The organism is Streptomyces sp. NPDC092370 (assembly GCF_044755265.1).
Taxonomy (GTDB): Bacteria; Actinomycetota; Actinomycetes; order Streptomycetales; family Streptomycetaceae; genus Streptomyces.
Map to the genome: position 1 here is coordinate 221,341 of NZ_JBIVQO010000013.1, position 23,349 is coordinate 244,689.

Below are 23,349 nucleotides of genomic sequence, written 5' to 3' on the forward strand. Positions count from 1 at the left end.
GAAGTGGTGTGGATGTCGCGTGAGCAGGCAGGCCTGCTGGCGCAGTGCGCGGTGGTCTTCGAGGCAGGCGATCCGGCGCGGACCGGGAAACTCGCGTTCCGGTATCCCGACGTCACGGCCGGCCACGACCCCGCCGCACTCTTACCCCTGGGCGAACCCGGCGAAGCCGATGTGGTCACCACCGACGACGGCACCCTCACGGTAGGCCGCCGCCCGGTCCTGCGGCTGACCGTCGCCGAGGCACTGCCCGCCCTCACCCTGGCCCGCCGGCTCCACACCGAAGCGACCGTCGGCGCCACCGCGGACGTCACTCCCAGTGCGTCCGCCGCGTTCTGGGGCGCCGCGACCGCCCTCGGCCTGCATCTCGCCGCCCGTGAACGGCTGCTTCCCGGTGTCTCCGCCACCGGCCACGACACCTGGCGCGCCGGCCCCCTCGCCCCGCAGGACATCCAGCGCATCCGTGCACTGGCCGCCGCGGCACCGGCCGAGGCGCTCGCCGTCCCCCTGCCCGTCCCGCCGGGCGGCCCGCTGCTGCTGCCCGACGCCGCCACCCTGCTCCGCTCCTTCGTCGACGCGGTCGCCGACACCCTGCCGCGCACCGCCGCCGCCCCCGCCGCGGCCGGCCGCCAGGCCTTCGCCGCAGTCGAACCCCAGCACATCCCCCAGCTGCGCGCCTGGGCCGAGGAGATCTCCGCCGGCATCGACTCGGGCGTACGACTGGCCCTGCGCCTGGACCTGGTACCCGCCGCCGGCGACGGCCGGGCGCCCGCCGTGCGCCTCGTACCCCAGGTCTCCAGCCGGGCCGATCCGACCCTCAGCGTCGACGCAGACGAGCTGTTCGCCTCGGCCGAGGCAGCCGGACTCGGACTGCCGGCCCAGGCCGACACCATCCTCGCCGTACGACGGGCCGCCGACGTCTGGCCGCCCCTGTCCCGCCTGCTGCCGGTGCCCTCCACCCTCGAACTCGCCGCCCGCGAGGTCCAGGACCTGCTCGGCGACGCCACCGGCCGGCTCGCCGCCCACGACGTCGAGGTGCTCTGGCCCGAGGACGCCACCCGTTCCCTCACCACCCGCGTCGTCGTCGGCGGCCAGCGGACCCCGCCCACCGACATGCGCTCCTTCTTCGGCGGCGACGGCACCGTCGACCTGCGCTGGCAGCTCGACCTCGACGGACAGGCCCTCACCGAACAGGAGATGGCCCAGATCGCCGCCGCCGAACAGCCCCTGGCCCTGCTGCGCGGGAACTGGGTGCTCATCGGCGCCGACATCGCCCGCAAAGCCCGCGAACGCGACCTCAAGCCGCTCACCGCCATCGAGGCGCTCGCCGTCGCCCTCACCGGATACACCGAGATCGGCGGCAAGCAGGTACGCGTCGCGCCCAGCACCTGGCTGCTCGCCCTCCGCCGGCGCCTGGCCGAACCCGACGACGGCACCGAAGCTCTCGAGCAGCCCGCCGCGCTCGCGGCCACCCTGCGCGACTACCAGCTGCGCGGCCTGCGCTGGATGCACCGCCTCACCTCGCTCGGCCTCGGCGGCTGCCTCGCCGACGACATGGGCCTGGGCAAGACCGTCCAGCTGATCGCGCTGCACCTGCTGCGCCAGGAGCACCCGGACAGCGCCGGCCCCACCCTCGTCGTCTGCCCCGCCTCCCTTCTGGGCAACTGGCAGCGCGAGGTCGGCAAGTTCGCCCCCGGCACGCCCGTCCGCCGCTACCACGGCCCCGGCCGCACCCTGGCCGGCGCCGACTCGGGCTTCGTCCTGACCACCTACGGCACCATGCGCCTGGACGCCGAGCGGCTCGGCGCGCACCGCTGGAGCACGGTCGTCGCCGACGAGGCCCAGCACGTCAAGAACCCGCACTCCAGCACCGCGAAGGCGCTGCGGCTCATCCCCGCCGACGCCAAGATCGCCCTGACCGGCACCCCGGTCGAGAACAACCTCTCCGAACTCTGGGCCGTCCTCGACTGGACCACCCCCGGACTCCTCGGCGGCCACAGCCACTTCCGCAGCCGCTGGATCGCCGCCATCGAGGCCGAACACAAGGAACGCGCGGAGTTCGGACCACCCCCGGGCGAGGAGGGGGAGTACGGCTCCACCGCACAGCGACTGGCCGAACTGGTCCGGCCGTTCCTCCTGCGCCGCAAGAAGTCGGACCCGGGCATCGCCCCCGAACTCCCGCCGAAGACCGAGACGGACCGCCCGGTCTCCCTCACCCCCGAGCAGCGCACCCTGTACGAGACCCAGGTCCGCGAGATCATGGCGCAGATCAAGGCCACCGAGGGCATCGCCCGAAGCGGCCTGGTCCTCAAACTGCTCACCGGCCTGAAGCAGATCTGCAACCACCCCGCGCAGTTCCTCAAGGAGACGGAGGGCACCCGGCTGGCCGGCCGTTCCGGCAAGCTGGAACTCCTCGACGAACTGCTGGACACCATCACCTCCGAGGGCGGAGCCGCCCTGGTCTTCACCCAGTACGTCACCATGGCGCGGCTGCTGGAGGCACATCTGCGCGAGCGCGGCGTCCCCACGCTGCTGCTCCACGGAGGCACCCCGGTGCCACGCCGCGAGGAGATGGTCCGCCAATTCCAGGACGGGGAGGTGCCCGTCTTCCTGCTCTCCCTCAAGGCCGCCGGCACCGGACTCAACCTCACTCGCGCCGACCACGTCGTGCACTACGACCGCTGGTGGAACCCGGCGGTCGAGGCCCAGGCCACCGACCGCGCCTACCGCATCGGGCAGACGCGCACCGTCCAGGTGCACCGGATGATCGCCGAGGGCACCGTCGAGGACCGCATCGCCGCCCTGCTCGAAGCGAAGAAGGGCCTGGCGGACGCCGTACTGGGCTCCGGGGAGCAGGCACTGACGGAACTGACCAACGACGAGCTGGCCAACCTGGTCGAGCTGAGGAGCGCGGGATGAGCGGGGACGAGACGGGCGCACGGGGCTTCCCGGCCTTCGCCGCACGCCGGGGCAGCCGGGCACGCGGCCAGTCCTGGTGGGGCAAGGCCTGGGCGGACGCGCTGGAGGACACCTCCCTGGACGAGGACGCGCTGAAGAAGGGCCGCAGCTACGCGCGGACCGGCCGGCTCGGACCGATCACGGTCAGCCCCGGACGCATCTCCACCACCGGCTACGAGGGCGACACCCCCTTCAAGACGGTGCTCACCCTGGAGCAACTCGACGAGGACGACTGGGAGCTGCTCTGGGAGAAGACCGCCGAGCGGCCGGATGCCGTCGATGAACTCCTCGCCGGTGAACTGCCGCCCGACCTGCTGGAAGCCGCCGAGGACGCACGGGTCCGGCTGCTGCCCGGCTACGGCGACCTGGAGGCGGACTGCGACTGCGACGCGTTCGAGCACCCCTGCAAGCACGCCGCCGCGCTCTGCTACCAGGCGTCCTGGCTGCTGGACGAGGACACGATGCTGCTGCTCCTGCTGCGGGGGCGCGGCGCGCAGGAGGCGCAGGAGGAACTCCGGTCCGTCCTGCTGATGCAGGCGATCACCGGCGGCCTCGGGGACGAGGACGACGCCGACGCGGCGGAGGACGAAGCGGAGGGGGAAGCGGAGGCCGCTGCAGCGCAGCTGCCGGACGGCACCCCCGCCGAGGAGGTCTTCGGCCGTGAGCCGGCGCCGCTGCCCGAGCTGCCGCCGCTGCCCGGACCGCCCCCCCGGCAGGACGCCTCCTCCACCGGAGTCGGATCCGATCCCTTGGAGCAGCTGGTCACCACCGCGGCCGTGCGCGCCCGTGAGCTGCTCGCCTACACCCACGGTTTCACCGCCGAGCCGCCGGCGCCGCTCGGCCTTTGGCGGGACTGCGTACGGATCGCGGCGACCCGCCCCGACGCGCAGGTCCTGGCCCGCCTGCGGGAGGCCTGCGGCAGCCCGGAGCAGCTGGACCGCGCTGCCGAGGCGTGGCGGCTGGGCGGGAGCGCCGGGCTGGACGTGCTGGAGGAGGCCTGGACACCGCCGCAGCAGGACACCGCCCGGGCCCGTACCGCGCTCACCGCGGGCTGGGAGCAGAACGAGCTCCCCGAGCTGGAGGTGCGGGACAACCGCTGGACACTGGCCGGCAGCGGGCTCCAGCTCCGCTACGGCCGGGACGGCCGCTGGTACCCGTACCGGCAGGAGGACGGCCGGTGGTGGCCGGCCGCCGCACCGCACCACGACCCGGCCGAGGTCCTCGCCGAGCTCCTCGACGGCTGAACCGCCGGGCGCCGTCCGCGAGGCGGGCCGGGACGGACAGGGGTCCGTCCCGGCCCGCACGCTACAGGTCCACCACGATCCGGCCGCCGCGGGCCCGCGAGACGCACGGGTACATCACGTCCGTACGCCCGCGCTCGGCGGGGGAGAGCACGTGGTCGCGGTGGTCGGGGGTACCCCGCAGCACGCGCAGCTCGCAGCTGCCGCACAGGCCGTCCTCGCAGGAGGCGGCAAGTCCGGGCGCCTCCTGCCGGAGGGCCTCCAGCGCCGACTGGTCGGCCCGGACGCTCACCACCGCACCCGTGCTGCCGAGTTCCACCTCGAACGGCAGGTTCTCGCCCACGGCCGTATCCGCGGCGGCCGTGAACCGCTCCAGGTGCAGGACTCCCGCCGGACAGGCGGTGTCCATCAGCTCCTCGACGGCCCGCATCAGCCCGTCCGGGCCGCAGCAGTACACCGCCGTGCCCGCCGGGCCCGCCGACAGGTGCGCGGCGAGGTCGGGACGGCCGGTCAGATCGCGCGCGTACACGAAGACCCGTTCCGCACCGTACCGCTCCAGCCGTGGCAGGAACGCCATGGAGGCGCGGCTGCGGCCCACGTACAGCAGCCGCCAGGGGGTGCCCCGCCGCATGGCCTCCTCGATCATGGGCAGGAAGGGGACGATCCCGATGCCGCCCGCGACGAACAGGAAGGCGGGGGCGTCCACCAGCGGGAAGTGGTTGCGCGGACCGCGCACGCAGAGGCGGTCGCCCACGGACAGGCCGTGGACCTCGACCGAGCCGCCCCTGCCCTTCGTATCCCGCAGCACCGCCACCTGATACGCCGAACCGTCCGCGGGGTCGCCGTGCAGCGAGTACTGGCGCACCTTCCCCGAGGGCAGGACGAGGTCGATGTGCGCGCCCGGACGCCATGGCTCGGTGGCCGCCCCGGAGACGGGAGCCAGCCGCAGACTCACGACACCCTCGGCCGGCCGGTCGACGGCCTCGACGGTCACCGGGACGTCCGTGGCCCGGGCCGGGCCGGCGCCCGAACCCGAACCCGAGGAGGACGGGGCAGGAGCACCCGCGAGGGCCTGCGCGTAGCGGAGCCCCCGGCGGGTACGCCCCCACGGCTTGTAGACCGAGACGACGCCCACGAACACCAGCACACCGAAGACCGGCGGCACGGTCCAGGCGAGCAGCGTCCCCTCCGGACTGGGCCGAAAGACCCCGCCCTCGGTCGCGGCCGCCTTCTCGGCGGCGGTCAGCACCAGCGGATGGGTGTACACCCAGGCGAACACCCCGACGCCCAGGGTGAGGACCCACTTCACCAGCAGCCACCAGTGGCGCAGCAGGCCCCAAGGCGTTCCGCACCCCAGCAGTACGCCGGTGGCCCCGCAGACCAGGCTGACCAGCGAGACGGTGCTCTCGTCGAAGATGTACATCGCGTAGTAGGCGCCCTCGGCCACACCGGGGTCCGATGTGAGGTAACCGATGAGCGCGAGCGTGGCCATCGACAGGGACAGGCCCAACCAGCCGACCGATGACAGGATGTGCAGGGTGAGGGTCAGCTTTCGCCCCCTGGTGCTCAGCCGGAACGGCTTTCGTGCCGCTGCGGCCGGGGCCCTGGGCGCTGGCCCCTCCTTCCCGAATGCTTCCTCGGGCTCGTCGACTCTGGATAAGGGCCGGTGCCGAGTCGGGGTTGCCAAGGCTGCCTCGCTTTCGTTTCGCGTTCCGTACCGGTTGTGCGCGTCGCGCACCTTCCGCTGGGCGGCCGGCGCGCTCGACGTCCTTTCCAGCGTCGCGGCCGTCACTGGAGTCCCGCTCGCGCGCACGCCGACAGGGCCGGAAACCGCCTTTGCGGTCTCCGGCCCGCCCGGCGCCTCCCGGCCGTCGTCCGACCGTCAGGCCGCGGGCACGGGGATGCCCTCGAGGTACGTCGCGAAGGACCGCAGCCCCGGGTGCACGGCCCGCAGCGCCTCGATGTCCGCCCGGTACCCGTGACTCTGGAACCACTCGAACATCAGGGCGATGTCGGGGGCATTGGGGATGTACGGGTTGTTCGCCACCGCGTCCAGCGGCAGCTCCTCGAACCGGGCCGGCAGGCCCGAGCGGGCCGCGAACGCCCCCGCGATCTCCGTCGCGGTCAGGGCGTCGCCGGCGATCTCCACCGCCCGGCCCACGTACGCCTCCGGCCGGTCGAAGGCCTCGGCGGCGAACCAGCCGATGTCGTCGACCGCGATGAACTGCACCCGGGTATCGGGCTTCAGCGCCAGCCGCACCACCAGCGTGCCGTCCACCCGCTCAGGCCCGTGGGTGGCGAAGTTGTCCATGAAGAACGTCGGGCGCAGCACCGTCAGCGGCACACCCGTGCCCTCCAGGTACCGCTCGATGCCCCGCTTGGAGTCGAAGTGGGGGACCCCGCTCTCCCGCTCCGCGCCACCCACCGACGAGTACACCACATGACCGATTCCGGCAGCCTTCGCGGCCCGCGCGAGCGCCCGGCCCTGGCGGACCTCGCCGCCCAGCCCGGCCGGGGTCATGAAGTTCTGCACGGCGAACAGGCCGTGAAAGCCCTCCAGCGCCGACCGCAGCGAGGACTCGTCGTCCAGGTTGCCGCAGACCAGCTCCACGCCCAGGCCCGCGAGCGCCCGCGCCCGCTTCGAGGCCGGGTCCCGCACCAGCGCCGCCACCGGCCGGCCGCGGCGGACCAGCTCACGGGCCACCGCCCCGCCCTGCAGACCGGTCGCACCGGTCACCAGGATCCTGCTCATCTGACCATTCCCTTCGGATGCGTTGCCCGGCTGCTCAACCGAACAGGGCCACGTTCTCCACGGCCCACTGGCGGTAGGGGCGCGGCTCGCGCCCGGTGAGGTCACGCACCACACCGGTGGGCCTGGCCCACGGCACCTCGGGGCTGCGCAGGGCCGCCACGTTGGTCTCGGCGGCCGCGCGGTCCCCGGTGATCCCGGCGAACACGTCCACCACCTCCTCGGGCGGCGCCACCGAGAACTCCAGGTCCCGTCCCAGCACCGCGCCCAGGATGTGGGCCTGCTCCTGGGAGGTCAGCGTCTCCGGGCCGGTGAGCAGGTACGACTTCCCGAGGTGGCCGTCCTGCGTGAGCGCGACCACCGCGACCGAGGCGATGTCGTACTCGTCGATCGGAGCCCCGGGGTTGTTGCCGATCCAGCAGCGCACCGAGCCGGTACCCCGGACCGTACCGATCCACCAGGAGGTGTTGGCGTGGAACGGGCCCGGCCGCAGGAAGGTCCACGGCACCCCGGACTCCTCGATCACCACCTCGGCCGCCCGATGCTCCTCGGCGATGCCGTGCGGCATCGGGTGCTCGATGCCGGCGGAGGACAGCAGCACGATCCGGGAGGTGCCGGCCGCGCGGGCGGCGGCCGCCACATTGGCCGCCTCACCGCCGACATCGCCGGAGAGCACCACCAGGGCTGCCGTGACCCCGTCGAAGGCGGCCGTGAGCGAGGCGGGGTCGGCGGGGCTGCCCGCCGCCACATCCACCCCTTCGGGCAGGTTCGCCTCCTCGGGGTTGCGGCTCAGCGCGCGGACCGGGTGACCCAGCGCGAGCAGCTGGTCGACGGCCTCACGGCCGACCTTGCCAGTGGCTCCGGTGACCAGGAACATGGTTCAGTCCCTCCAGCCCCGCGGCTCCGGCCACGGGGAGCCGAGCTGCCGGTACGTGCCCTGGTAGTCCGGCCAGTCCCGGTGGTCGCGGATCTTGCCGTCGACGAAGCGGATGAGGTGGATCTGCTCGCCGGAGAAGACCCGGCCGGTGGCGGCCATGCCGACGAGTTCGCCCACGTGGCGGCCGTACAGGACGAGGTACGCGCGCACCCACTCCCCGCGCTCCTCCAGCTGCACCTCCTCCAGCCGGGCCTCCTCCGAGAACGTCATCCGCAACCACTTGACGGCCATGGCGAAGGAGTCGGGACCACGCAGGTCCATGTGCTCCATCGCGGCCGGATTGAGGTAGTCCGGGTGGATGTATTCCGCCACGTCGTCGGTGTTTCCGGTGTTGTACGCCTGGATCATCCGACGCACAGCATCTAACTGACTGCTCATCTCATTCCTTCCGAAGAATGTGTCTTCAGCCCCAAGGGTTTTTCACAATATTGATGGGCTGGAAGCCGTCCCGGCAACCACCGGGAATATCCCGGAAAGGAATTCGACGGAGCGTGCAGCAGGAATCGAGTGAATTTTGAGCAAGGCTCTGCGGCCGCGCCACGGAGGGCCTCCCTCAAGCGCCGCTCGGGCAGCCGTCGAGCGCGCCGGGAAAAAGTCGGACGCATCCATGTCCTTGACGGAGGTAGACCCATGACGACACAGACCAACACGGCGGCCCTCGTCACCGGCGGCACCAGCGGAATCGGACTGGCCGTGGTGCGCGACCTCGCCCGCCGCGGTCACCGGGTCTTCCTCTGCGCCCGGACCGAGCAGCAGGTCAAGGAGACGGTGGCGGAACTGCTCGCCGAGGGCCTGGAAGCGGCCGGCGCCGTCGCCGACGTCCGCGACCCCGACTCGGTCAAGGCACTCGTCGCGGCCGCCGTCGAAGCCTTCGGCCCGATCGGCATCCTCGTCAACAACGCCGGCCGCAGCGGCGGCGGCCACACCGCCGACCTCACCGACGAGCTGTGGGACGACGTCATCGCCACCAACCTCACCAGCGTCTTCCGGCTGACCCGAGAGGTCCTCAAGAACGGCGGCATGCAGGACTCCGGCCGCGGCCGGATCATCAACATCGCCTCCACCGCCGGCAAGCAGGGCGTCGTCCTCGGCGCCCCCTACTCCGCCTCCAAGCACGGCGTCGTCGGCTTCACCAAGGCCCTCGGCAACGAACTCGCCCCCACCGGCATCACCGTCAACGCCGTATGCCCGGGCTACGTCGAGACCCCGATGGCCCAGCGTGTGCGCTCCGGCTACGCGGCCGCTTTCGACACCTCCGAAGAGCAGATCATGCAGAAGTTCACCGCCAAGATCCCGCTCGGCCGCTACTCCACCCCGGAGGAGGTCGCCGGCCTGGTCGGCTACCTGACCACCGACATGGCCGCCTCCATCACCTCCCAGGCCCTCAACGTCTGCGGCGGCCTCGGCAACTTCTGATCCGGCAAGGACGATCCCGCGGTGTCCACCGGGCGGGTGCACCACACCACCCACCAAGCGGCAACCGCCCCTGCCGGCGTGGTCCACGACCTCGCCGCCGAGGCGGCCCGGCGGCCGCCGCCCCTCCCGCCGAACGTCCGCGTCGAGCAACGGAGCCGGACGGCCCCCATGGGCGGCTGAGCACGTGGGCCACCGCCGACGGAGTTCGTCCCGCACGCCGCCCGGCTCGACCAGACCGAGCCGGGCGACGCGCGGGTGGTGGCCACGGACATGCGTACTGGTTTTCTCTGTCTGCCGCCGCAATTCCGCCCGGCACCCGCTCGAATTCCCGTGGAATTCCACTTGAATTCACACTGGTAAAAGCAGTCCGCGGGTAGGCCCGAGGCTGATGAAAGGTGATATGGGCCAGCCGTTGTGTAACGATCCGCAGGCAGAAACCGAGTCAGGATCGAGCGTTCCGGCCGAACCTGGAGCATGTGACGCCGGATGTTTCCGGAAAGTACTGCCGAAAGGGCCCGCATGAGCATCGTCGAAGAACGACCGCCGGCGTCCGGCAGCGCCCGCCCGCCCGTCCCGCGCACCCCCGCGGACGCGCCGGACCGCCCACCCCGGCCACAGCCGACCGGGCCCGCCGTTTCGACCGGGCCCGCCGTTTCGACCGGGCCCGCCGTTTCGACCGGGCCGCCCGCGCCGACCGGGCCGGCCTCGCCCGCCGGCAGGTCGGCCTCGACGGCGCTGGCGATGGCCTCGATCCGGATCTCCAGGGGGAACCCCACGTCCGAGGAGACGGCCGCCGTGGCCGCTCTGCTCGTGGCCTGCCTGCGCCGGCTCCACGAGACCGGCCCGTCCACCGAACCCCCCGCCCGCAGGCTTCCCCACCGGCCCGGGCCGGCCTACCGTGCGCCAGGCTCGTGGGCCTCCTGACGGCGGACGGCCCTCCGACCCGCCGGCGCGGCACGCGATGCGGACGTCGACCCCCGGGGATCGAGAACACGATCGCCGAGATCTTCGACCTCCGCCCGGCCGCGACCACCCGCGACCTCGAGCTGCCGCGCCCGGTCCACTCCCCAGACCGCCGCCCACGGCCATCTCGGCCCGCGAGCTGCCCGGCCCCGGCCGGGAGCGCGCCGACCGCGTCGACGCCCTGAAGAACGCGCCGGCCTTCCGGGCCCGCGAGGAGGCGGTCCGCAACACCCGCCGACCGTGGCGGAGCGCGACGTCCCTCGGCGTCGGACCCACCAGTCAGCAGACCTCCCCACAGCCCTGGAGGAATCCAGTGACCATCAGTGACGTCTCCCCGGCCCGCATCGAAGACCGTGCCGCGGAACTGGCCGAGATCAGGGCCCGGGCCGTCGCCGGGCCCGATCCCGAGGCCACCGAACGGCAGCACGCCAAGGGCAAGCTGACGGCGCGGGAACGCATCGAGGCGCTCCTCGACGAGGGCTCGTTCCACGAGATCGAGGCACTGCGCCGCCACCGCGCCACCGGATTCGGCCTGGAGGGCAAGAAGCCCTACACCGACGGGGTCGTCACCGGCTGGGGCACCGTCCACGGCCGGACCGTCTTCGTGTACGCGCACGACTTCCGCATCTTCGGCGGCGCCCTCGGCGAAGCCCACGCGCAAAAGATCCACAAGGTGATGGACCTCGCGGTGTCCGCCGGTGCCCCGCTGGTCTCCCTGAACGACGGCGCCGGCGCCCGCATCCAGGAGGGGGTCACCGCCCTCGCCGGCTACGGAGGCATCTTCCAGCGCAACACCCGTGCCTCCGGGGTCATCCCGCAGATCTCCGTGATGCTGGGTCCGTGCGCCGGCGGCGCCGCGTACTCCCCGGCCCTGACCGACTTCGTGTTCATGGTGCGCGACACCTCGCAGATGTTCATCACCGGCCCGGACGTGGTCCGCGCGGTCACCGGCGAGGAGATCACCCAAAACGGGCTCGGCGGCGCCGACGTCCACGCCGCGGTGTCCGGCGTGGCGGCCTTCGCCTACGACGACGAGGCAAGCTGCCTGGAGGACGTGCGCTACCTGCTGTCGCTGCTGCCCTCCAACAACCGTGAGACCGCACCCCGCGAGGAGAGCGACGACCCCGCCGACCGGCGCAACGACGCCCTCCTCGGCCTCGTCCCGGCCCACCCGAACCAGGCCTACGACATCCGCGCGGTCATCGAGGAGATCGCCGACGACGGCGAGTACTTCGAGGTCCAGCCGGCCTGGGCGCAGAACGTCGTCTGCGCGCTGGCCCGCCTCGACGGCCACGTCACCGGGATCGTCGCCAACCAGCCCTCCGCGATGGCCGGAGTGCTCGACATCCACGCGAGCGAAAAAGCCGCCCGCTTCGTCCAGTTCTGCGACGCCTTCAACATTGCGCTGGTCACCCTCGTCGACGTACCCGGCTTCCTGCCCGGCGTCGACCAGGAGCACAACGGCATCATCCGGCACGGCGCCAAGCTGCTGTACGCGTACTGCAACGCCACCGTCCCGCGGATCCAGTTGATCCTGCGCAAGGCCTACGGCGGCGCGTACATCGTCATGGACTCGCGCTCCATCGGCGCCGACCTCTCCCTGGCCTGGCCCACCAACGAGATCGCGGTGATGGGCGCCGAGGGCGCCGCCAACGTCATCTTCCGCCGGGAGATCGCGGCGGCCGAGGACCCGGACACCGAACGCGCACAGAAGATCAAGGAATACCAGAGCGAGCTGATGCACCCCTACTACGCGGCCGAACGCGGCCTGGTGGACGACGTCATCGACCCGGCCGAGACCCGCTCCGCGCTCATCGGCGCGCTCGCGATGCTGCGCACCAAATACGCCGACATCCCCTCCCGCAAGCACGGCAACCCCCCGGTATGACGGTACGAGGGCGAGAGGGCGGCACGTGACCACCGGGCGGCGGCGGCACCACCGGCCACGCCGTCGACCGTCCGGCCCGGCCGGCCGGCCCGGTTCGACCGACGTCCCAGCGGGGCTTGAGCCAATCCGCCTAGCGTGGGACACATGAAGGCTCTCGTCCTCTCCGGAGGGTCCGGTACCCGCCTGAGGCCCATCACCCACACATCGCCCAAACAGCTGGTGCCGGTGGCGAACAAGCCGGTTCTCTACTACGTGCTCGAGGACATCGCGGCCGCCGGCCTCACCGAGGTAGGGATCGTGGTGGGGGAGACCGCCGACGAGATCCAGGACGCGGTCGGCGACGGCTCGAAGTTCGGGCTGCGGGTGACCTATCTGCCCCAGCAGATGCCACTCGGCCTCGCGCACGCCGTACTGATCGCCCGGGACTTCCTCGGCGACGACGATTTCGTGATGTACCTCGGCGACAACTTCGTCGTCGGCGGCATCGTGGGCCTCGTCGACGAGTTCCGTGCCGAACGGCCCGACGCCCGCATCCTGCTCACGCGCGTTCCCGACCCGAGCGCCTTCGGCGTCGCAGAACTCGACGCCGAAGGCCGGGTGGTGGGGCTCGAGGAGAAACCCAAGCAGCCCAAGAGCGACCTCGCCCTCGTCGGCGTCTACCTCTTCACCCCCGCGGTCCACGAGGCCGTGCGCGCCATCAAGCCCTCCTGGCGCGGCGAGCTGGAGATCACTCACGCCATCCAGTGGCTGATCGACCACCGGCGTGACGTCCGCTCGACCACCATCCGCGACTACTGGAGGGACACCGGGAACGTCACCGACATGCTCGAGGTGAACCGGGCCGTCCTGGAAGGCATCGAGGCCCGCACCGAAGGCAGCGTCGACGAGGCCAGCGAGGTGATCGGACGGGTCAGGATAGACGCGGGCGCCCAGATCCGCGGTTCCCGCATCGTCGGCCCCGCCGTCATCGGCGCCGGCACGCTGATCAGCAACTCCTATGTCGGCCCCTACACCTCCATCGCCGATGACTGCCGGATCGAGGACACCGAGATCGAGTACTCCATCGTGCTGCGCGACGCCCACCTGGACGGAGTGCGCCGGGTCAGGGCCTCCCTCGTCGGCCGCAGCGTGAGCGTCACCCCCGCCCCACGGGTGCCCTCCAGCAACAGGCTCGTCCTCGGCGACCACAGCGAGGTGCAGATCGCGTCATGAGTGCCACGTCCCTTCTGGTGACCGGCGGCGCGGGATTCATCGGCTCGCACTACGTCCGCACCCTGCTCGGCCCGCACGGCGCCGACGACGTGACGATCACCGTCCTCGACAAGCTCACCTACGCCGGGCGCCTCGGCAACCTGGCCGCCGTGACGGGCGACAGCAGGTTCACCTTCGTTCACGGTGACATCTGCGACGCCCCGCTGGTCAACGAACTGGCCGCCGCCCACGACCAGATCGTGCACTTCGCCGCCGAGTCGCACGTCGACCGCTCCATCGCGGGCGCCGCCGACTTCCTCCACACCAACGTGACCGGAACCCACACCCTCCTCGACGCCGCACTGCGGCACGGCGTCGACACCTTCGTCCACATCTCGACCGACGAGGTGTACGGCTCGATCGACGCGGGCTCCTGGCCGGAGACAGCCCCGGTCAGCCCCAACTCCCCCTACTCGGCCACCAAGGCCTCCAGCGACCTCATCGCCCTCGCCCACCACCGCACGCACGGCCTGGACCTGCGCGTCACCCGGTGCTCCAACAACTACGGCCCCCACCAGCACCCCGAAAAGGTCATCCCGCTGTTCATCACCGCACTCCTGAACGGACAACCGGTGCCGCTGTACGGCGACGGCGGCAACGTCCGCGACTGGCTGCACGTCGACGACCACGTACGCGGCATCGAACTCGTACGCCGCGGCGGTCGCGCCGGCGAGGTGTACAACATCGGCGGGGGCACCGAACTCACCAACAACGAGCTGACCGGACTGCTCCTGGAGGCCTGCGGAGCCGACTGGGACAGCGTGCGCCACGTCCCCGACCGCAAAGGCCACGACCGACGCTACTCCGTGGACTGCACGAAGATCACCGAAGAACTCGGCTATCACCCGGCCAAGGCCTTCCCCACCGGCCTGGCGGAAACCGTCGACTGGTACCGCCACAACCGCACCTGGTGGCAGACCCCGGCGAACTGAACCCCCGCCACGGCACCGCCGCCCCTGCCGCGCACCGTCTGCCGGCCGGGCTGTAGGACCCACCGTCCATCTGTGCGTCCGCCGGGCAGCACCACCTGGCACGACACGCCGGTCCCGCCGGACGCGCACGGCCCGCCCGCGTTCGGCGCACCACAGCAGGTCTGGGAGGATGGCCGGCAGCCGTCCGTACCGGGTCCGGGAACCCCCTGGGCGGCGAGAGGCGGGCGGGTACGGGCAGCGGGCGGGAGAGCGGAGCGGTGCGGCACATGCCGGAGTACCCGGAGTACCTCGCCGCGGTCGTGTTCGCCGCGGGCGGCGTCGTCAACGCCCTGCTGGCACCGCACCGGTTCTCCACCGCCGTCCTGTTCTGCCTCGCGGTGACCTCTGCCGGGCTCGGCGTGGCCGCTCGCAGCGCGGCAGCCCACCCGGCCATCGCCACCGTCCTCGCCGTCGCCGCTCTGTTCCTGGCGCTCGCGCTGGGCCTGCTGCTGCTGGCCGACGGCGTCCTCCTGGTGCGGCGCTACGGACCCCAGGCAGCCCTGCTGGCGACCGGGGCAGCCGGCTGCGCGGTGCTGGCGGTGCTCGGCCTCGACGCGGTCTTCCACACGGTCGGCGGCGAGGCGTTCGGTGCCCTCGTGGTCGCGGTGAACGCGGCCGCGGGATACCTCACCCTGCTCTTCCTGGTCTTCGCCGGCTACGTGTTCGTCCGGGGCCGCAGCACCCCGCTGCCGGAAACCACCCATGTCGTCGTCCTGGGCGCCGGGCTCAACGGCGACCGGCCCGGCCCGCTGCTGACCCGCAGGCTGGAGCGCGCCCTCGCGATCGACGCCGCCCGCGCACCGGGCACGCCTTGTGTGGTGTTCGTCGTCTCGGGCGGCCAGGGCGACGACGAGGTCCGCTCCGAGGCGGACGCGATGGCCGACTATCTGCGCGGACGCGGAGTGCCCGCCGAGCGGATCGTGCGGGAAGACCGCTCCGTCAACACCGGGCAGAACCTCCGTTTCAGCGCGGCCCTCGTGGAGCGCACCACTCCCGGCCACCGTGCCACGGTGGTCACCAGCGGCTTTCACGTCTACCGCACGAGCCTGCTGGCCCGCCGCGTCGGCGTGCCCGTGCACGTCGTGGGCGCGCCGACCTCCCCCGCCTACTGGCTGGCAGCGACACTGCGCGAATTCGCCGCCATCCTGTGGCTGGAGCGCCTCCCCCTGATCGGACTCAGCCTGCTGCTGGCAGTTCCGGTGGCGACGGCGGTCTTCGAGCACTGAAGCGCCGGCCGCCCACGCTGCAGGGCGGAGTCCACCAACTGGTACGCCACGGTGCGCAGGCCGTCGTCATGGTGGGACGGCCCAGCCAGGCAACGAGTCTTGGTCCAGGTGCTGCCGGCGGCGAACCTGAGCGTCAGGGCCTTCGACGGCCGCCTCTTCGCAGCCCGCCAGTAACCGCAGGAGTGGGGGTTACTCGCTTCGCTGATACCGCGGGCTGCGACGGTCCGGCCGCGGGCGCGCCTTCCCCCGGCACACCCTGGACGGTGCCGCGGTCCGCGCCGCCCTCCTCGACCCTGTCGTCCGCCTCGCGCCCCTTCGGTGGCTGAAGCCGCCGTCGACCGCTGCGCGACAAACGCGGGGCGGACGTCATCGCTCCGGCCGCCGCCTTCCGCCACGCCTCATGACCCGGCCCAGCGGGCCGAGGTGAGGCACCTGCGGCACGCACGCCGATGTCAGCGTCGGAGGCGCCAGGTGCCGTAGAGGGCGGCGACTGCGCCGGTGATGACGGAGAAGCCGGTGGTGCCTGCGATGCGGTAGACGCCGGCGCACATGCCGAGGAGGGCGAAGAGGATCACCCCGTCGAGGACGGGACGGCGGCTTTCGCCCGTTTCGGCTGCGGGGTGTGGGCGTGGGGCGAGTGGGTTGGGCGGGGTGGAGTGGGGTGTCTGGTCGGTGGGTTCGATGTCGCTCATGGCATCAAGGACAGCGCGTCGGCGGGCTGGATCCCAGCGATCCGTACGACCTCGCATGGACCCGGACATGGCAGGTCAGGCGCGGCTCACACCGCACGGGAGCTGAACGGGTGGGGGTGTCCGGGAACGTTCGGCATCCTTTCGTGACCGTTCAACCGACGGCTCCTCTACCCTTGGCCATCCACAACGGGGAGGAGTCACCTGGTGGCTGAGAGCAATCCGGGGGCGGAAGGGGAGGCCGCCATCGCCGCCTACCGGGAGGCGTTGCGCGGGTTCACCGAGGCCCTGACCCTGCTGCACATTTCCTGTGGCGCTCCTTCCTACAGGGATATGGGCCGGGCGTCCGTTGCACCGAAACTCACCGGCGCGGGCATCACCGAGGCCCTCACGGGCAGGCGCCTGCCGTCCCAGGCGGCACTGCTGGAATTCGTACGGGTCGCAAGGGCTCTCGCTCCTGAACAGAGCGCCGCCACCCTGCCCACCCAGGCCGAACTGATGGAGGAATGGAGCGGCCGGTGGCAGAAGACCAAACTGCTGCAGCGCCAGGCCCAGGCACCGCTGCAGCATCTGCGGGCCACGGTGAACGACACCCTTCACGAGGCCGAGCAGGCCGCGCAAAAGACGCGCAACCAGGCACGCGAGGAGGCCGCCGGTCTCCTGGACAGCGCCCGGACGGAGGCTGAACGACTGCGCGCCCAAGCACGCGACGATGCGCACGAACTCCTCCGGCGGGCACGGCAGGACGCCGCCGAACTGAGCCGTTCAGCCAAAGAGCGAGTCAGCCCCGGCCGGAGTGTCGGCGGGGAGAGAAAGGCGGGACGGGCGCGGCGGCTGGTGGGGCGCCTGCCTCGCCGGCGTGTACTGCCCGTGGTCGTGGCGGGCACCGTGGTGCTCACGGGCAGCGCCGTCTACATCGGGGTGGACGCGTTCGGCGGGCACAGACCGGGTTCGTGCACGTCGGCTCTTGACCGGCCGTCCCGGGTGATGGTGGCCCAGGCCGGCCCCCGGACCGCCGGCGTTGTGGAGCAGGCGGCGGGGCAGCGTCTGCCGGACTCCTTCATCACCGTCCTTCCCGGAGGCGCTCCGTTCGCCGGCTCCCCGTCTGCCTCCCCGACCTTGTCCTCCTCCTCGTCTCCCGGGCCTGCCTCGCAGGCGTCATCGTCGAGCTCCCCTGCTCCTTCCGCCAGCACGTCGCGGCCCCCCACGCAAGGTGCCGCCGCGGTGTCGAAGGCGGGCGGCGGATGCGAATAGCGCCTGGCCATGGGCCGTGAACGGCGTCTGTCTGCGGCCGCACGGGGATCCATCCGGGCGGCCGACTGCCGCTGCGGGACACCGATGGTCGGGCACAGGTGCCGACCGCCCTTGAATCCCGGGGGGACCGCCCGGTGCCGCACGGCGGAAGCCGTGGGAGGCCGCGACGAACCGTGGGCGGTGACCGAGCCGCTGCTGCCGAAGTGTGAACGGCGCTTCCGGCATCCGGGACGCAAGCGGATCGATGACCGCAAGACGCTGCAGGGTGTGCTGTTCGTCCTGTACACCGTCATCCCATGGGAGCAGCTGTCGCAGGAGTGGGGGTTCGGTTCTGGCCCCACGCGCCGGCGGCGGCTGGCCGGATGGGAGCACGCGGGGGAGTGGGAGGAGGCCAGCGGGTGCTGCTGGACCGGTTGCGGGCGGCGGGCCGCCTGGACTTCTCCCGCGTCATCGTCGATGCCTCGCATGTGCCGGCAAAGCGGGGGCGTGGCAGCCCAAACGTCGGTCCGCGTCCGGTTGACCGTGCCCGGCCGGGCTCGAAGCATCACGTGCTGACCGACGCCCACGGCACCCCGCTGCGGGTTTCCCTGGCCGGCGGCCACCGCAACGACCTCACCCAGCTGTCGCCCCTGGTCGACGGGCTGCCGTCGGTGCGGGGGAGACGAGGCCGGCCCCGGCGCAAGCCTCAAGCCCGCTATGCCGACCGCGGTGACGACCACGACGTGTACCGCCGTCGGCTGCGTGAGCGCGGCAGCGTTTCGCAGATCCCCGGGCGGGGGCGTCCCCACGGCTCGGGCCAGGGCCGCAACCCGGTGGGCCGCCGAGGCCGCCATCGCCTGGCTCCACGGCCCCCGCTGTTTATCCACCCGCTGGGAGACCCCGGGACGACATGCACGACGCTCTCCTCCAGCCCGCCCACCGCATGACCTGTGCCCGCAAGATCCCGGCATCCTGAAAGGACCCCTCAGGGGGCGTCACCACGACACCTCGCGGACGTCGGCCCGGCTCTGCGGCTGGATCGTGGCGGTGATCTGCGACCGGTGGCGGCTCGCCGAGAACGTCACCGTGAGCGTCTGCGCCTCTGTCCGGCTCGTACTCACCGTGAACCCCCGGTTCGGCACCGCCGAGATCAGGCACACCGCGTCGTCGCCGAACCGCACGGTCGCCTTGCCGCCCTCGGACGGCACCGTGTAGACGCCGGCGCCGCCTTCCCGGCACCCCGAGCCGTCCGTGCCGGTCGGCGCCCCCGGGGTACTGGTGCGGGCGGTGGGCGTCGGCGGTGGCGTCGGGCTGAGATCGGTCACCGGCGCGCTGCTTTGGGGCGGCGGGCTCGGCCTGCGGCTGCTCACCGACTGACTCGGGGAGGGCTTGGCGGTGGTGGGGCTCGGCCGCGGGGGCTTCAGGGGCTCACTCGGCGCGGACTGCGCGACCGGCGCGGTCGGCCGGGTCGACCCCACCACGAAGTGAATCGTGAGGATGACAGCGGTGACACTGGCTGCCGTGCAGGCCAGCCATATGATCAGGTAGCGCAGGAGGCGGGACACGGCACCATAGTGACGGACCGGCTAACGTGCCTGCTCATGGCCTCTGTACTTGTCGTCGAGGACGACCCCGTCATCCGGGCCGCGCTGATCGAGGTCCTGACCGGGCACGGCTACGCGGTCAGGACCACCCACCAGGGTTTCGAGGCGTTGCGCGAGATCACCCAGAGCCCGCCGGACATCGTGGTGCTGGACCTGGGGCTGCCCGATCTCGACGGCCTCGACGTGCTGCGCATGATCCGGGGCATCTCCCGCGTGCCGGTCCTGGTCGCCACCGCCCGTGACGACGAGAGCGAGATCATCCGGCTGCTCAACGCGGGGGCCGACGACTACCTGGTCAAGCCGTTCTCCGGCGGCCAGCTCGCCGCCCGGCTCGCCGCCGTGCTGCGCCGATCCGTGCCCGCCGACGTAACCGCGGCCCGGCGGCCCGTCCTGCAGGTGGCAGACCTGCGCATCGACCCGACCGCGCGCACCGCGCACCTGGCCGGCCGGGAACTGCCCCTGACCCGCCGCGAGTTCGATCTGCTCGCCTACCTCGCCGCCCACGCCGACCAGGTCATCACCCGGCAGCGCATACTCGCCGAGGTGTGGCAGCAGCCGTACGTCGAGGACCAGACGGTCGACGTCCACCTCTCCGCGCTCCGCCGCAAAATGGGCGAGAAGGCGCGAAAGCCTCGCTATCTGCGCACGGTTCGTGGCCTGGGTATCAAGTTGGTCAGCTCGCCATGAGACGTGCCCTCGCAGGGATCGCCCTGGCCGTCACCTCGATGGTGGCTCTGTCCTTCCTCATCCCCCTCGCCCTCCTCGTGCGCGAACAGGCACGGGACCGGGCCACCACAGCTGCCGAGCAGCGGGCGTCCGCCCTGTCTCCGGTGCTCGCCCTCACCACCCGGCGCGCCGACGTGCAGCAGGCCGTCGCCGAGCTCGGCTCCTCCGACCAGCTTGTCGTGCGTCTGCCCGACGGCGGCTTCGTCGGCACCCCGCGCGCGCCCCGCAACGCGCTCGAGCGGGCCGTGCGGGGGCGCGAGACGCTGGCCGTGGACACCGCCGGCGGCTGGGCCTACCTCCAGCCCGTCGTCCTGCAGGGCGACCGGGTCGCGGTCGTGGAAGCCTTCGTGCCGTCCGCAGATCTCACCCGGGGCGTGGCCGCGTCCTGGGGCGTCATGGCGCTGCTCGCGCTGGGTCTGGTCGGCGGTTCGGTACTCGTCGCCGACCGGCTCGGCGCCCGCGTCGTCCGGTCGTCGCGCAGTCTCAAACGCGCCTCACTGGCTCTCGGCTCCGGCGACCTGGACGTGCGGGTCGAACCCGACGGCCCGCCCGAACTGCAGGAGGCCGGCGCGGCGTTCAACACCATGGCCGACCGCGTCCTCGACCTGCTCGCCGTGGAACGCGAGCTGGTCGCCGACCTCTCGCACCGGCTGCGCACCCCGTTGACCGCTCTCTACCTGGAGGCCGACCGGATGGGGTCGACGCCCAGCGCCCGGCGGGTCGCGGAGGCGGCCGCCCAGCTGGAGAGCGAACTGGACTCGATCATCGCCGCGGCCCGTACACCGCTGGCATCGGCGCAGCGGGCCCGTGCGGCGGCCGGCGCGGCGAAGGCGTGCGACGTCGCCGAGGTGGTCGCCATGCGCCTGGACTTCTGGTCGGTCCTCGCCACCAAGCAAGGACGGCCCTACGAGCGCTCCCTCACACCGCGATTGGTGCCCGTCGCCTTCCCAGAGGACGACCTCGCGGCCGTCGTCGATGCCCTGATCGGCAATGTCTTCCGGCACACCCCGGAGGGCACCGCCTTCGCCGTGCGCGTGGAGCGGACGGACCGGCACGTGTTCCTCACGGTCGACGACGCGGGACCGGGCGTGGCGGACCCCGACGCGGCGCTCACGCGGGGTGTGAGCGTCGGCGGTTCGACGGGGCTGGGCCTGGACATCGTGGCCCGGGCGTCCCGCGCGGCGGACGGCGAACTGACGATCACCCGGGCGCCATTGGGCGGCGCCCGGGTGCGGGTGTCGTTCGTACTGGCCGACACGGGCGGGGCCGGCGGCGGGGTGCGGTGACCTCGGTCAGCGACCGGCGCCGAAGTTCTGCGTCCACCAGGGGCCGCCGTCGCCGACGTGGACGCCCACGCCCAGCTCCTTGAAGGAGCAGTTGAGTATGTTCGCCCGGTGCCCGGGGCTGTTCATCCAGGACTTCATCACCGACGCTGCGTCCGCCTGGCCCCGGGCTATGTTCTCGCCCAGGGTCGACCACTGGTACCCCGCGGCCTCGACCCGGGTCGTCATCGTCGAGCCGTCGGGGCCGGTGTGGGACATCACGCCGCTGCTCGCCATGACGTCGCTGTAGTCGTCGGCGGCCCGGGTGAGCCGGTCGTTCGCCGTGACCGGCGAGCATCCCGCCGCGGACCGCTCCTTGTTGACCAACGCGAGCACCTGGGCCTCGAACCCGCCACCGGACTCGGAACCCGGCCCGGAGCCCGGTCCGGTGCTGCCCGAGCGCATGCCGCCGGATCCGTTCGCCGCCCCGCCGCCGCTGTTCTTCGCCGTCGTCTTCGCGGGTGCCTTCGACGCGGGGACGGCCGTCTTCCGTGCACGGGGGGCAGGGCTCGCCGATGGCTTGCGCTTCTCCTTCGGCTTCGCGCTCGGCGAGCTGCTCGCCGTGGTGCTCGGGCTCGCCGAAGCGGAGGCGAGCGGCGCCGCACTGCCGGCTGCGTCCCCGGCGCCCGGCGTCCTGTCCGTGCTGTTCGCGACCACCCGGCCCGACGCCTCGCCGCTGACGACGGCCACGGCGATCCCGACGCCCGTGATCGCAGCGACGGCTCCCATGGCCAGCGCGGGACCGCGCGTTTTCGGCCCGTTGCGGGGGCGGGCGTGGAAGCGGGACGAGCGAGCGGCTCGGCGGGAACCCATGAAGGACACCTCGGTCTGTCGGTCGGCTGACTCGGCCCCGTGTCCGGTGGCCGCGATCGCGGCCACCGGATCCGTGGGGGGTGTTCGAGAGCCTAGGACCCGGCCGGGGCGGAGATCTCTGTTCGAAGGTCATCTTCAAGAAGCCTTAAGAGAGCCGCCAAAGTCCGCTGAGGAACGGTTGGAAGCGTCCTGGCCCCTCACGCGCCGGCCTGGCCTTGGCCACGTGTCCCAGGGCATTCTTGATGCTCCCTTTTCCGCAGGTCAACGGGGGTGGGACCGTTCCGTCGTCGGGGATGGGGGAGCTGCTGTTGTGGGGGACCCCGGGCGTCCTCGAAGCTCTGGGTGTCGCACCGGCCGAGGAGCAAGCACCTCCCCGGCACCGGCACGGTGACGACATCCACCCCGCACCTTCGCACCGGGCACCTCTGTGTCCGGGCACCGCAGGTGCACAGTTCGGCAACCGGATAGGGATCGGGCGCGGACGAGGTGGTGCACGGCGGCAGACGTCTTCGGGGCGAACGCCGGAGCCTGCCGCGAGCCATCACACACGGACCAGAGAAAGAAGACGAACATGAACAGGAAGTCCCCCGCACGCCGTCGTCCGAGCAGCCTCCGCGTGGCTGCCGTCGGCCTCGTCCTGGCCGTCGGGCTCGGCGTGCCGGCGCAGGGGCCGGCGCAGGCGTCCGGACATACCGCCGCCAAGGTACCCGCCGCCGCGAAGCCGGCCACGGCCGCGCAGCCGGCCACCGCACCGAAGTCGGTCACCGGTACGTCCGGACACGTGGTGACCCGGGTCGCCGACTTCTATGGCGCGTACATCGACGCGAAGGGCGACTACGACAACCCGGACGCCGCGCTGGCCAAGGCGCTCCGCACGCACTACCTGACGCCCGACTTCGCCAAGCGGCTGGCTGCCTGGGAGGAGAAGAACGGGGCGGACGGGGTTCTGCGTGCCCAGAACGTCCCCACGCGGTGGACGGTGACGGACAACGACACCCTGGGGCACGCACACGAGGTCACCGTCACGCTGACCTTCGGCAGTGGGAAGAACACGCAGGAGACCAAGCTCTTCGTACTGGTGGAGCGGTACAACCACATCAGCGACATCGCGACCAAGAGCGCCCACTGACGGCGGAGCCCGCCCCGCCCGGCCGGACGGGGCGGGTGCCCCGTCCGGCCGGGCAGCGGCCAAGGCCGGCGCGCGGCGGCCATGAACGCGGCCGTCGGCGTCTGCGTATCGGACGTCGTCGACCATCGGGGCCGGCGCGACGACTGCCGTCCTTCGGGCAACAAGGAACCATCCCCGCCCACCTGACGTGCAGTGATATCAAGGCCTGGGATGCCAGATCGCGGGCGGACGACAGG

The 23,349-nt window shown here is 72.3% G+C and carries 20 protein-coding genes and 1 pseudogene; 14 read left to right on the top strand and 7 right to left on the bottom strand.

Going from position 1 to position 23,349, the window contains the following annotated elements:
* The first annotated feature begins 12 nt into the window (after positions 1 to 12).
* Both ACIQHQ_RS31665 and ACIQHQ_RS31670 read left to right on the top strand, forming a co-directional pair.
* Positions 13 to 2,916 (top strand): DEAD/DEAH box helicase, encoded by a 2,904-nt coding sequence (locus ACIQHQ_RS31665; protein ID WP_402618454.1) that lies wholly within the window; start codon positions 13 to 15, stop codon positions 2,914 to 2,916.
* Positions 2,913 to 4,199: an SWIM zinc finger family protein gene (locus ACIQHQ_RS31670; protein ID WP_402618457.1), complete on the top strand. Its 1,287-nt coding sequence runs from the start codon at positions 2,913 to 2,915 to the stop codon at positions 4,197 to 4,199. The genes ACIQHQ_RS31665 and ACIQHQ_RS31670 overlap by 4 nt, the downstream gene beginning before the upstream one ends.
* Positions 4,200 to 4,260: 61 nt before the next feature.
* On the opposite strand, the gene ACIQHQ_RS31675 is transcribed toward ACIQHQ_RS31670, so the two are convergent.
* The 4 genes from ACIQHQ_RS31675 to ACIQHQ_RS31690 all read right to left on the bottom strand — a co-directional run bounded on the left by ACIQHQ_RS31675 (position 4,261) and on the right by ACIQHQ_RS31690 (position 8,260).
* Complete coding sequence (locus tag ACIQHQ_RS31675; RefSeq protein ID WP_402618459.1) at positions 4,261 to 5,706, bottom strand: PDR/VanB family oxidoreductase; 1,446 nt, start codon at positions 5,704 to 5,706, stop codon at positions 4,261 to 4,263.
* Positions 5,707 to 6,078: 372 nt separating this feature from the next.
* A complete protein-coding gene (locus ACIQHQ_RS31680; RefSeq protein WP_402618462.1) occupies positions 6,079 to 6,948 on the bottom strand; it encodes an NmrA/HSCARG family protein in 870 nt (289 codons plus the stop codon).
* Between the two features lie 34 nt (positions 6,949 to 6,982).
* Entirely contained in the window at positions 6,983 to 7,822 is an 840-nt protein-coding gene (locus ACIQHQ_RS31685) for an NAD(P)H-binding protein (RefSeq protein WP_402618465.1), read from the bottom strand.
* 3 nt (positions 7,823 to 7,825) lie between these two features.
* Positions 7,826 to 8,260, bottom strand: coding sequence for a SnoaL/DnrD family polyketide biosynthesis methyl ester cyclase (locus tag ACIQHQ_RS31690; protein ID WP_402618467.1), 435 nt, complete (start codon positions 8,258 to 8,260; stop codon positions 7,826 to 7,828).
* A 252-nt stretch (positions 8,261 to 8,512) separates the two neighbouring features.
* Between ACIQHQ_RS31690 and fabG the strand changes: the two genes are divergently transcribed.
* The 7 genes from fabG (at position 8,513) to ACIQHQ_RS31725 (ending at position 15,597) form a co-directional block, all read left to right on the top strand.
* Entirely contained in the window at positions 8,513 to 9,298 is a 786-nt protein-coding gene (gene fabG / locus ACIQHQ_RS31695; RefSeq protein WP_402618470.1) for a 3-oxoacyl-ACP reductase FabG, read from the top strand.
* Between the two features lie 21 nt (positions 9,299 to 9,319).
* On the top strand, positions 9,320 to 9,478 hold the full coding sequence (locus tag ACIQHQ_RS31700; RefSeq protein ID WP_402618473.1) for a hypothetical protein: 159 nt from the start codon (positions 9,320 to 9,322) through the stop codon (positions 9,476 to 9,478).
* A gap of 561 nt (positions 9,479 to 10,039) precedes the next feature.
* Positions 10,040 to 10,222 (top strand): acyl-CoA carboxylase epsilon subunit, encoded by a 183-nt coding sequence (locus tag ACIQHQ_RS31705; protein WP_402618587.1) that lies wholly within the window; start codon positions 10,040 to 10,042, stop codon positions 10,220 to 10,222.
* A gap of 352 nt (positions 10,223 to 10,574) precedes the next feature.
* Positions 10,575 to 12,149: an acyl-CoA carboxylase subunit beta gene (locus ACIQHQ_RS31710; RefSeq protein WP_402618476.1), complete on the top strand. Its 1,575-nt coding sequence runs from the start codon at positions 10,575 to 10,577 to the stop codon at positions 12,147 to 12,149.
* 144 nt (positions 12,150 to 12,293) lie between these two features.
* On the top strand, positions 12,294 to 13,361 hold the full coding sequence (locus tag ACIQHQ_RS31715) for a glucose-1-phosphate thymidylyltransferase (RefSeq protein WP_402618479.1): 1,068 nt from the start codon (positions 12,294 to 12,296) through the stop codon (positions 13,359 to 13,361).
* The gene (gene rfbB, locus ACIQHQ_RS31720) at positions 13,358 to 14,332 is read left to right on the top strand and encodes a dTDP-glucose 4,6-dehydratase (protein WP_402618482.1); all 975 of its coding nucleotides are present in this window, start codon (positions 13,358 to 13,360) and stop codon (positions 14,330 to 14,332) included. The genes ACIQHQ_RS31715 and rfbB overlap by 4 nt, the downstream gene beginning before the upstream one ends.
* 266 nt (positions 14,333 to 14,598) lie before the next feature.
* A complete protein-coding gene (locus tag ACIQHQ_RS31725; RefSeq protein WP_402618485.1) occupies positions 14,599 to 15,597 on the top strand; it encodes a YdcF family protein in 999 nt (332 codons plus the stop codon).
* A gap of 452 nt (positions 15,598 to 16,049) precedes the next feature.
* On the opposite strand, the gene ACIQHQ_RS31730 is transcribed toward ACIQHQ_RS31725, so the two are convergent.
* Positions 16,050 to 16,289 carry a hypothetical protein gene (locus tag ACIQHQ_RS31730; RefSeq protein ID WP_402618487.1) on the bottom strand — a complete coding sequence of 80 codons (240 nt, stop codon included), beginning with the start codon at positions 16,287 to 16,289 and terminating at the stop codon, positions 16,050 to 16,052.
* A gap of 204 nt (positions 16,290 to 16,493) precedes the next feature.
* On the opposite strand from ACIQHQ_RS31730, the gene ACIQHQ_RS31735 reads away from it, so the two are divergent.
* A complete protein-coding gene (locus tag ACIQHQ_RS31735; RefSeq protein ID WP_402618490.1) occupies positions 16,494 to 17,540 on the top strand; it encodes a DivIVA domain-containing protein in 1,047 nt (348 codons plus the stop codon).
* A 115-nt stretch (positions 17,541 to 17,655) separates the two neighbouring features.
* Positions 17,656 to 18,495 (top strand): annotated as a pseudogene (locus ACIQHQ_RS31740) (IS5 family transposase).
* Between the two features lie 19 nt (positions 18,496 to 18,514).
* On the opposite strand, the gene ACIQHQ_RS31745 reads toward ACIQHQ_RS31740, so the two are convergent.
* Positions 18,515 to 18,844, bottom strand: a complete 330-nt coding sequence (locus ACIQHQ_RS31745; protein ID WP_402618493.1) for a hypothetical protein — start codon at positions 18,842 to 18,844, stop codon at positions 18,515 to 18,517.
* Positions 18,845 to 19,120: 276 nt separating this feature from the next.
* On the opposite strand from ACIQHQ_RS31745, the gene ACIQHQ_RS31750 reads away from it, so the two are divergent.
* Together ACIQHQ_RS31750 and ACIQHQ_RS31755 are read left to right on the top strand one after the other, a co-directional pair.
* The gene (locus ACIQHQ_RS31750) at positions 19,121 to 19,810 is read left to right on the top strand and encodes a response regulator transcription factor (protein ID WP_402618496.1); all 690 of its coding nucleotides are present in this window, start codon (positions 19,121 to 19,123) and stop codon (positions 19,808 to 19,810) included.
* On the top strand, positions 19,807 to 21,135 hold the full coding sequence (locus ACIQHQ_RS31755; RefSeq protein ID WP_402618498.1) for a sensor histidine kinase: 1,329 nt from the start codon (positions 19,807 to 19,809) through the stop codon (positions 21,133 to 21,135). The genes ACIQHQ_RS31750 and ACIQHQ_RS31755 overlap by 4 nt, the downstream gene beginning before the upstream one ends.
* Before the next feature lie 6 nt (positions 21,136 to 21,141).
* Here ACIQHQ_RS31755 and ACIQHQ_RS31760 read toward each other — a convergent pair whose 3' ends face one another.
* Positions 21,142 to 21,984 (bottom strand): CAP domain-containing protein, encoded by an 843-nt coding sequence (locus tag ACIQHQ_RS31760; protein ID WP_402618501.1) that lies wholly within the window; start codon positions 21,982 to 21,984, stop codon positions 21,142 to 21,144.
* A 571-nt stretch (positions 21,985 to 22,555) separates the two neighbouring features.
* Between ACIQHQ_RS31760 and ACIQHQ_RS31765 the strand changes: the two genes are divergently transcribed.
* A complete protein-coding gene (locus ACIQHQ_RS31765) occupies positions 22,556 to 23,113 on the top strand; it encodes a hypothetical protein (protein ID WP_402618504.1) in 558 nt (185 codons plus the stop codon).
* The last annotated feature ends 236 nt before the right edge of the window (positions 23,114 to 23,349 follow it).

Excerpts from the sequence above, each read along its gene's own strand:
- ACIQHQ_RS31665 (WP_402618454.1), top strand. The coding sequence starts at position 13 with ATGTCGCGTGAGCAGGCAGGCCTGCTGGCGCAGTGCGCGGTGGTCTTC.
- ACIQHQ_RS31670 (WP_402618457.1), top strand. The coding sequence starts at position 2,913 with ATGAGCGGGGACGAGACGGGCGCACGGGGCTTCCCGGCCTTCGCCGCA.
- ACIQHQ_RS31680 (WP_402618462.1), bottom strand. The coding sequence starts at position 6,948 with ATGAGCAGGATCCTGGTGACCGGTGCGACCGGTCTGCAGGGCGGGGCG.
- ACIQHQ_RS31685 (WP_402618465.1), bottom strand. The coding sequence starts at position 7,822 with ATGTTCCTGGTCACCGGAGCCACTGGCAAGGTCGGCCGTGAGGCCGTC.
- ACIQHQ_RS31690 (WP_402618467.1), bottom strand. The coding sequence starts at position 8,260 with ATGAGCAGTCAGTTAGATGCTGTGCGTCGGATGATCCAGGCGTACAAC.
- fabG (WP_402618470.1), top strand. The coding sequence starts at position 8,513 with ATGACGACACAGACCAACACGGCGGCCCTCGTCACCGGCGGCACCAGC.
- ACIQHQ_RS31705 (WP_402618587.1), top strand. The coding sequence starts at position 10,040 with ATGGCCTCGATCCGGATCTCCAGGGGGAACCCCACGTCCGAGGAGACG.
- ACIQHQ_RS31715 (WP_402618479.1), top strand. The coding sequence starts at position 12,294 with ATGAAGGCTCTCGTCCTCTCCGGAGGGTCCGGTACCCGCCTGAGGCCC.
- rfbB (WP_402618482.1), top strand. The coding sequence starts at position 13,358 with ATGAGTGCCACGTCCCTTCTGGTGACCGGCGGCGCGGGATTCATCGGC.
- ACIQHQ_RS31725 (WP_402618485.1), top strand. The coding sequence starts at position 14,599 with ATGCCGGAGTACCCGGAGTACCTCGCCGCGGTCGTGTTCGCCGCGGGC.
- ACIQHQ_RS31730 (WP_402618487.1), bottom strand. The coding sequence starts at position 16,289 with ATGAGCGACATCGAACCCACCGACCAGACACCCCACTCCACCCCGCCC.
- ACIQHQ_RS31750 (WP_402618496.1), top strand. The coding sequence starts at position 19,121 with ATGGCCTCTGTACTTGTCGTCGAGGACGACCCCGTCATCCGGGCCGCG.
- ACIQHQ_RS31755 (WP_402618498.1), top strand. The coding sequence starts at position 19,807 with ATGAGACGTGCCCTCGCAGGGATCGCCCTGGCCGTCACCTCGATGGTG.
- ACIQHQ_RS31760 (WP_402618501.1), bottom strand. The coding sequence starts at position 21,984 with ATGGGTTCCCGCCGAGCCGCTCGCTCGTCCCGCTTCCACGCCCGCCCC.
- ACIQHQ_RS31765 (WP_402618504.1), top strand. The coding sequence starts at position 22,556 with ATGAACAGGAAGTCCCCCGCACGCCGTCGTCCGAGCAGCCTCCGCGTG.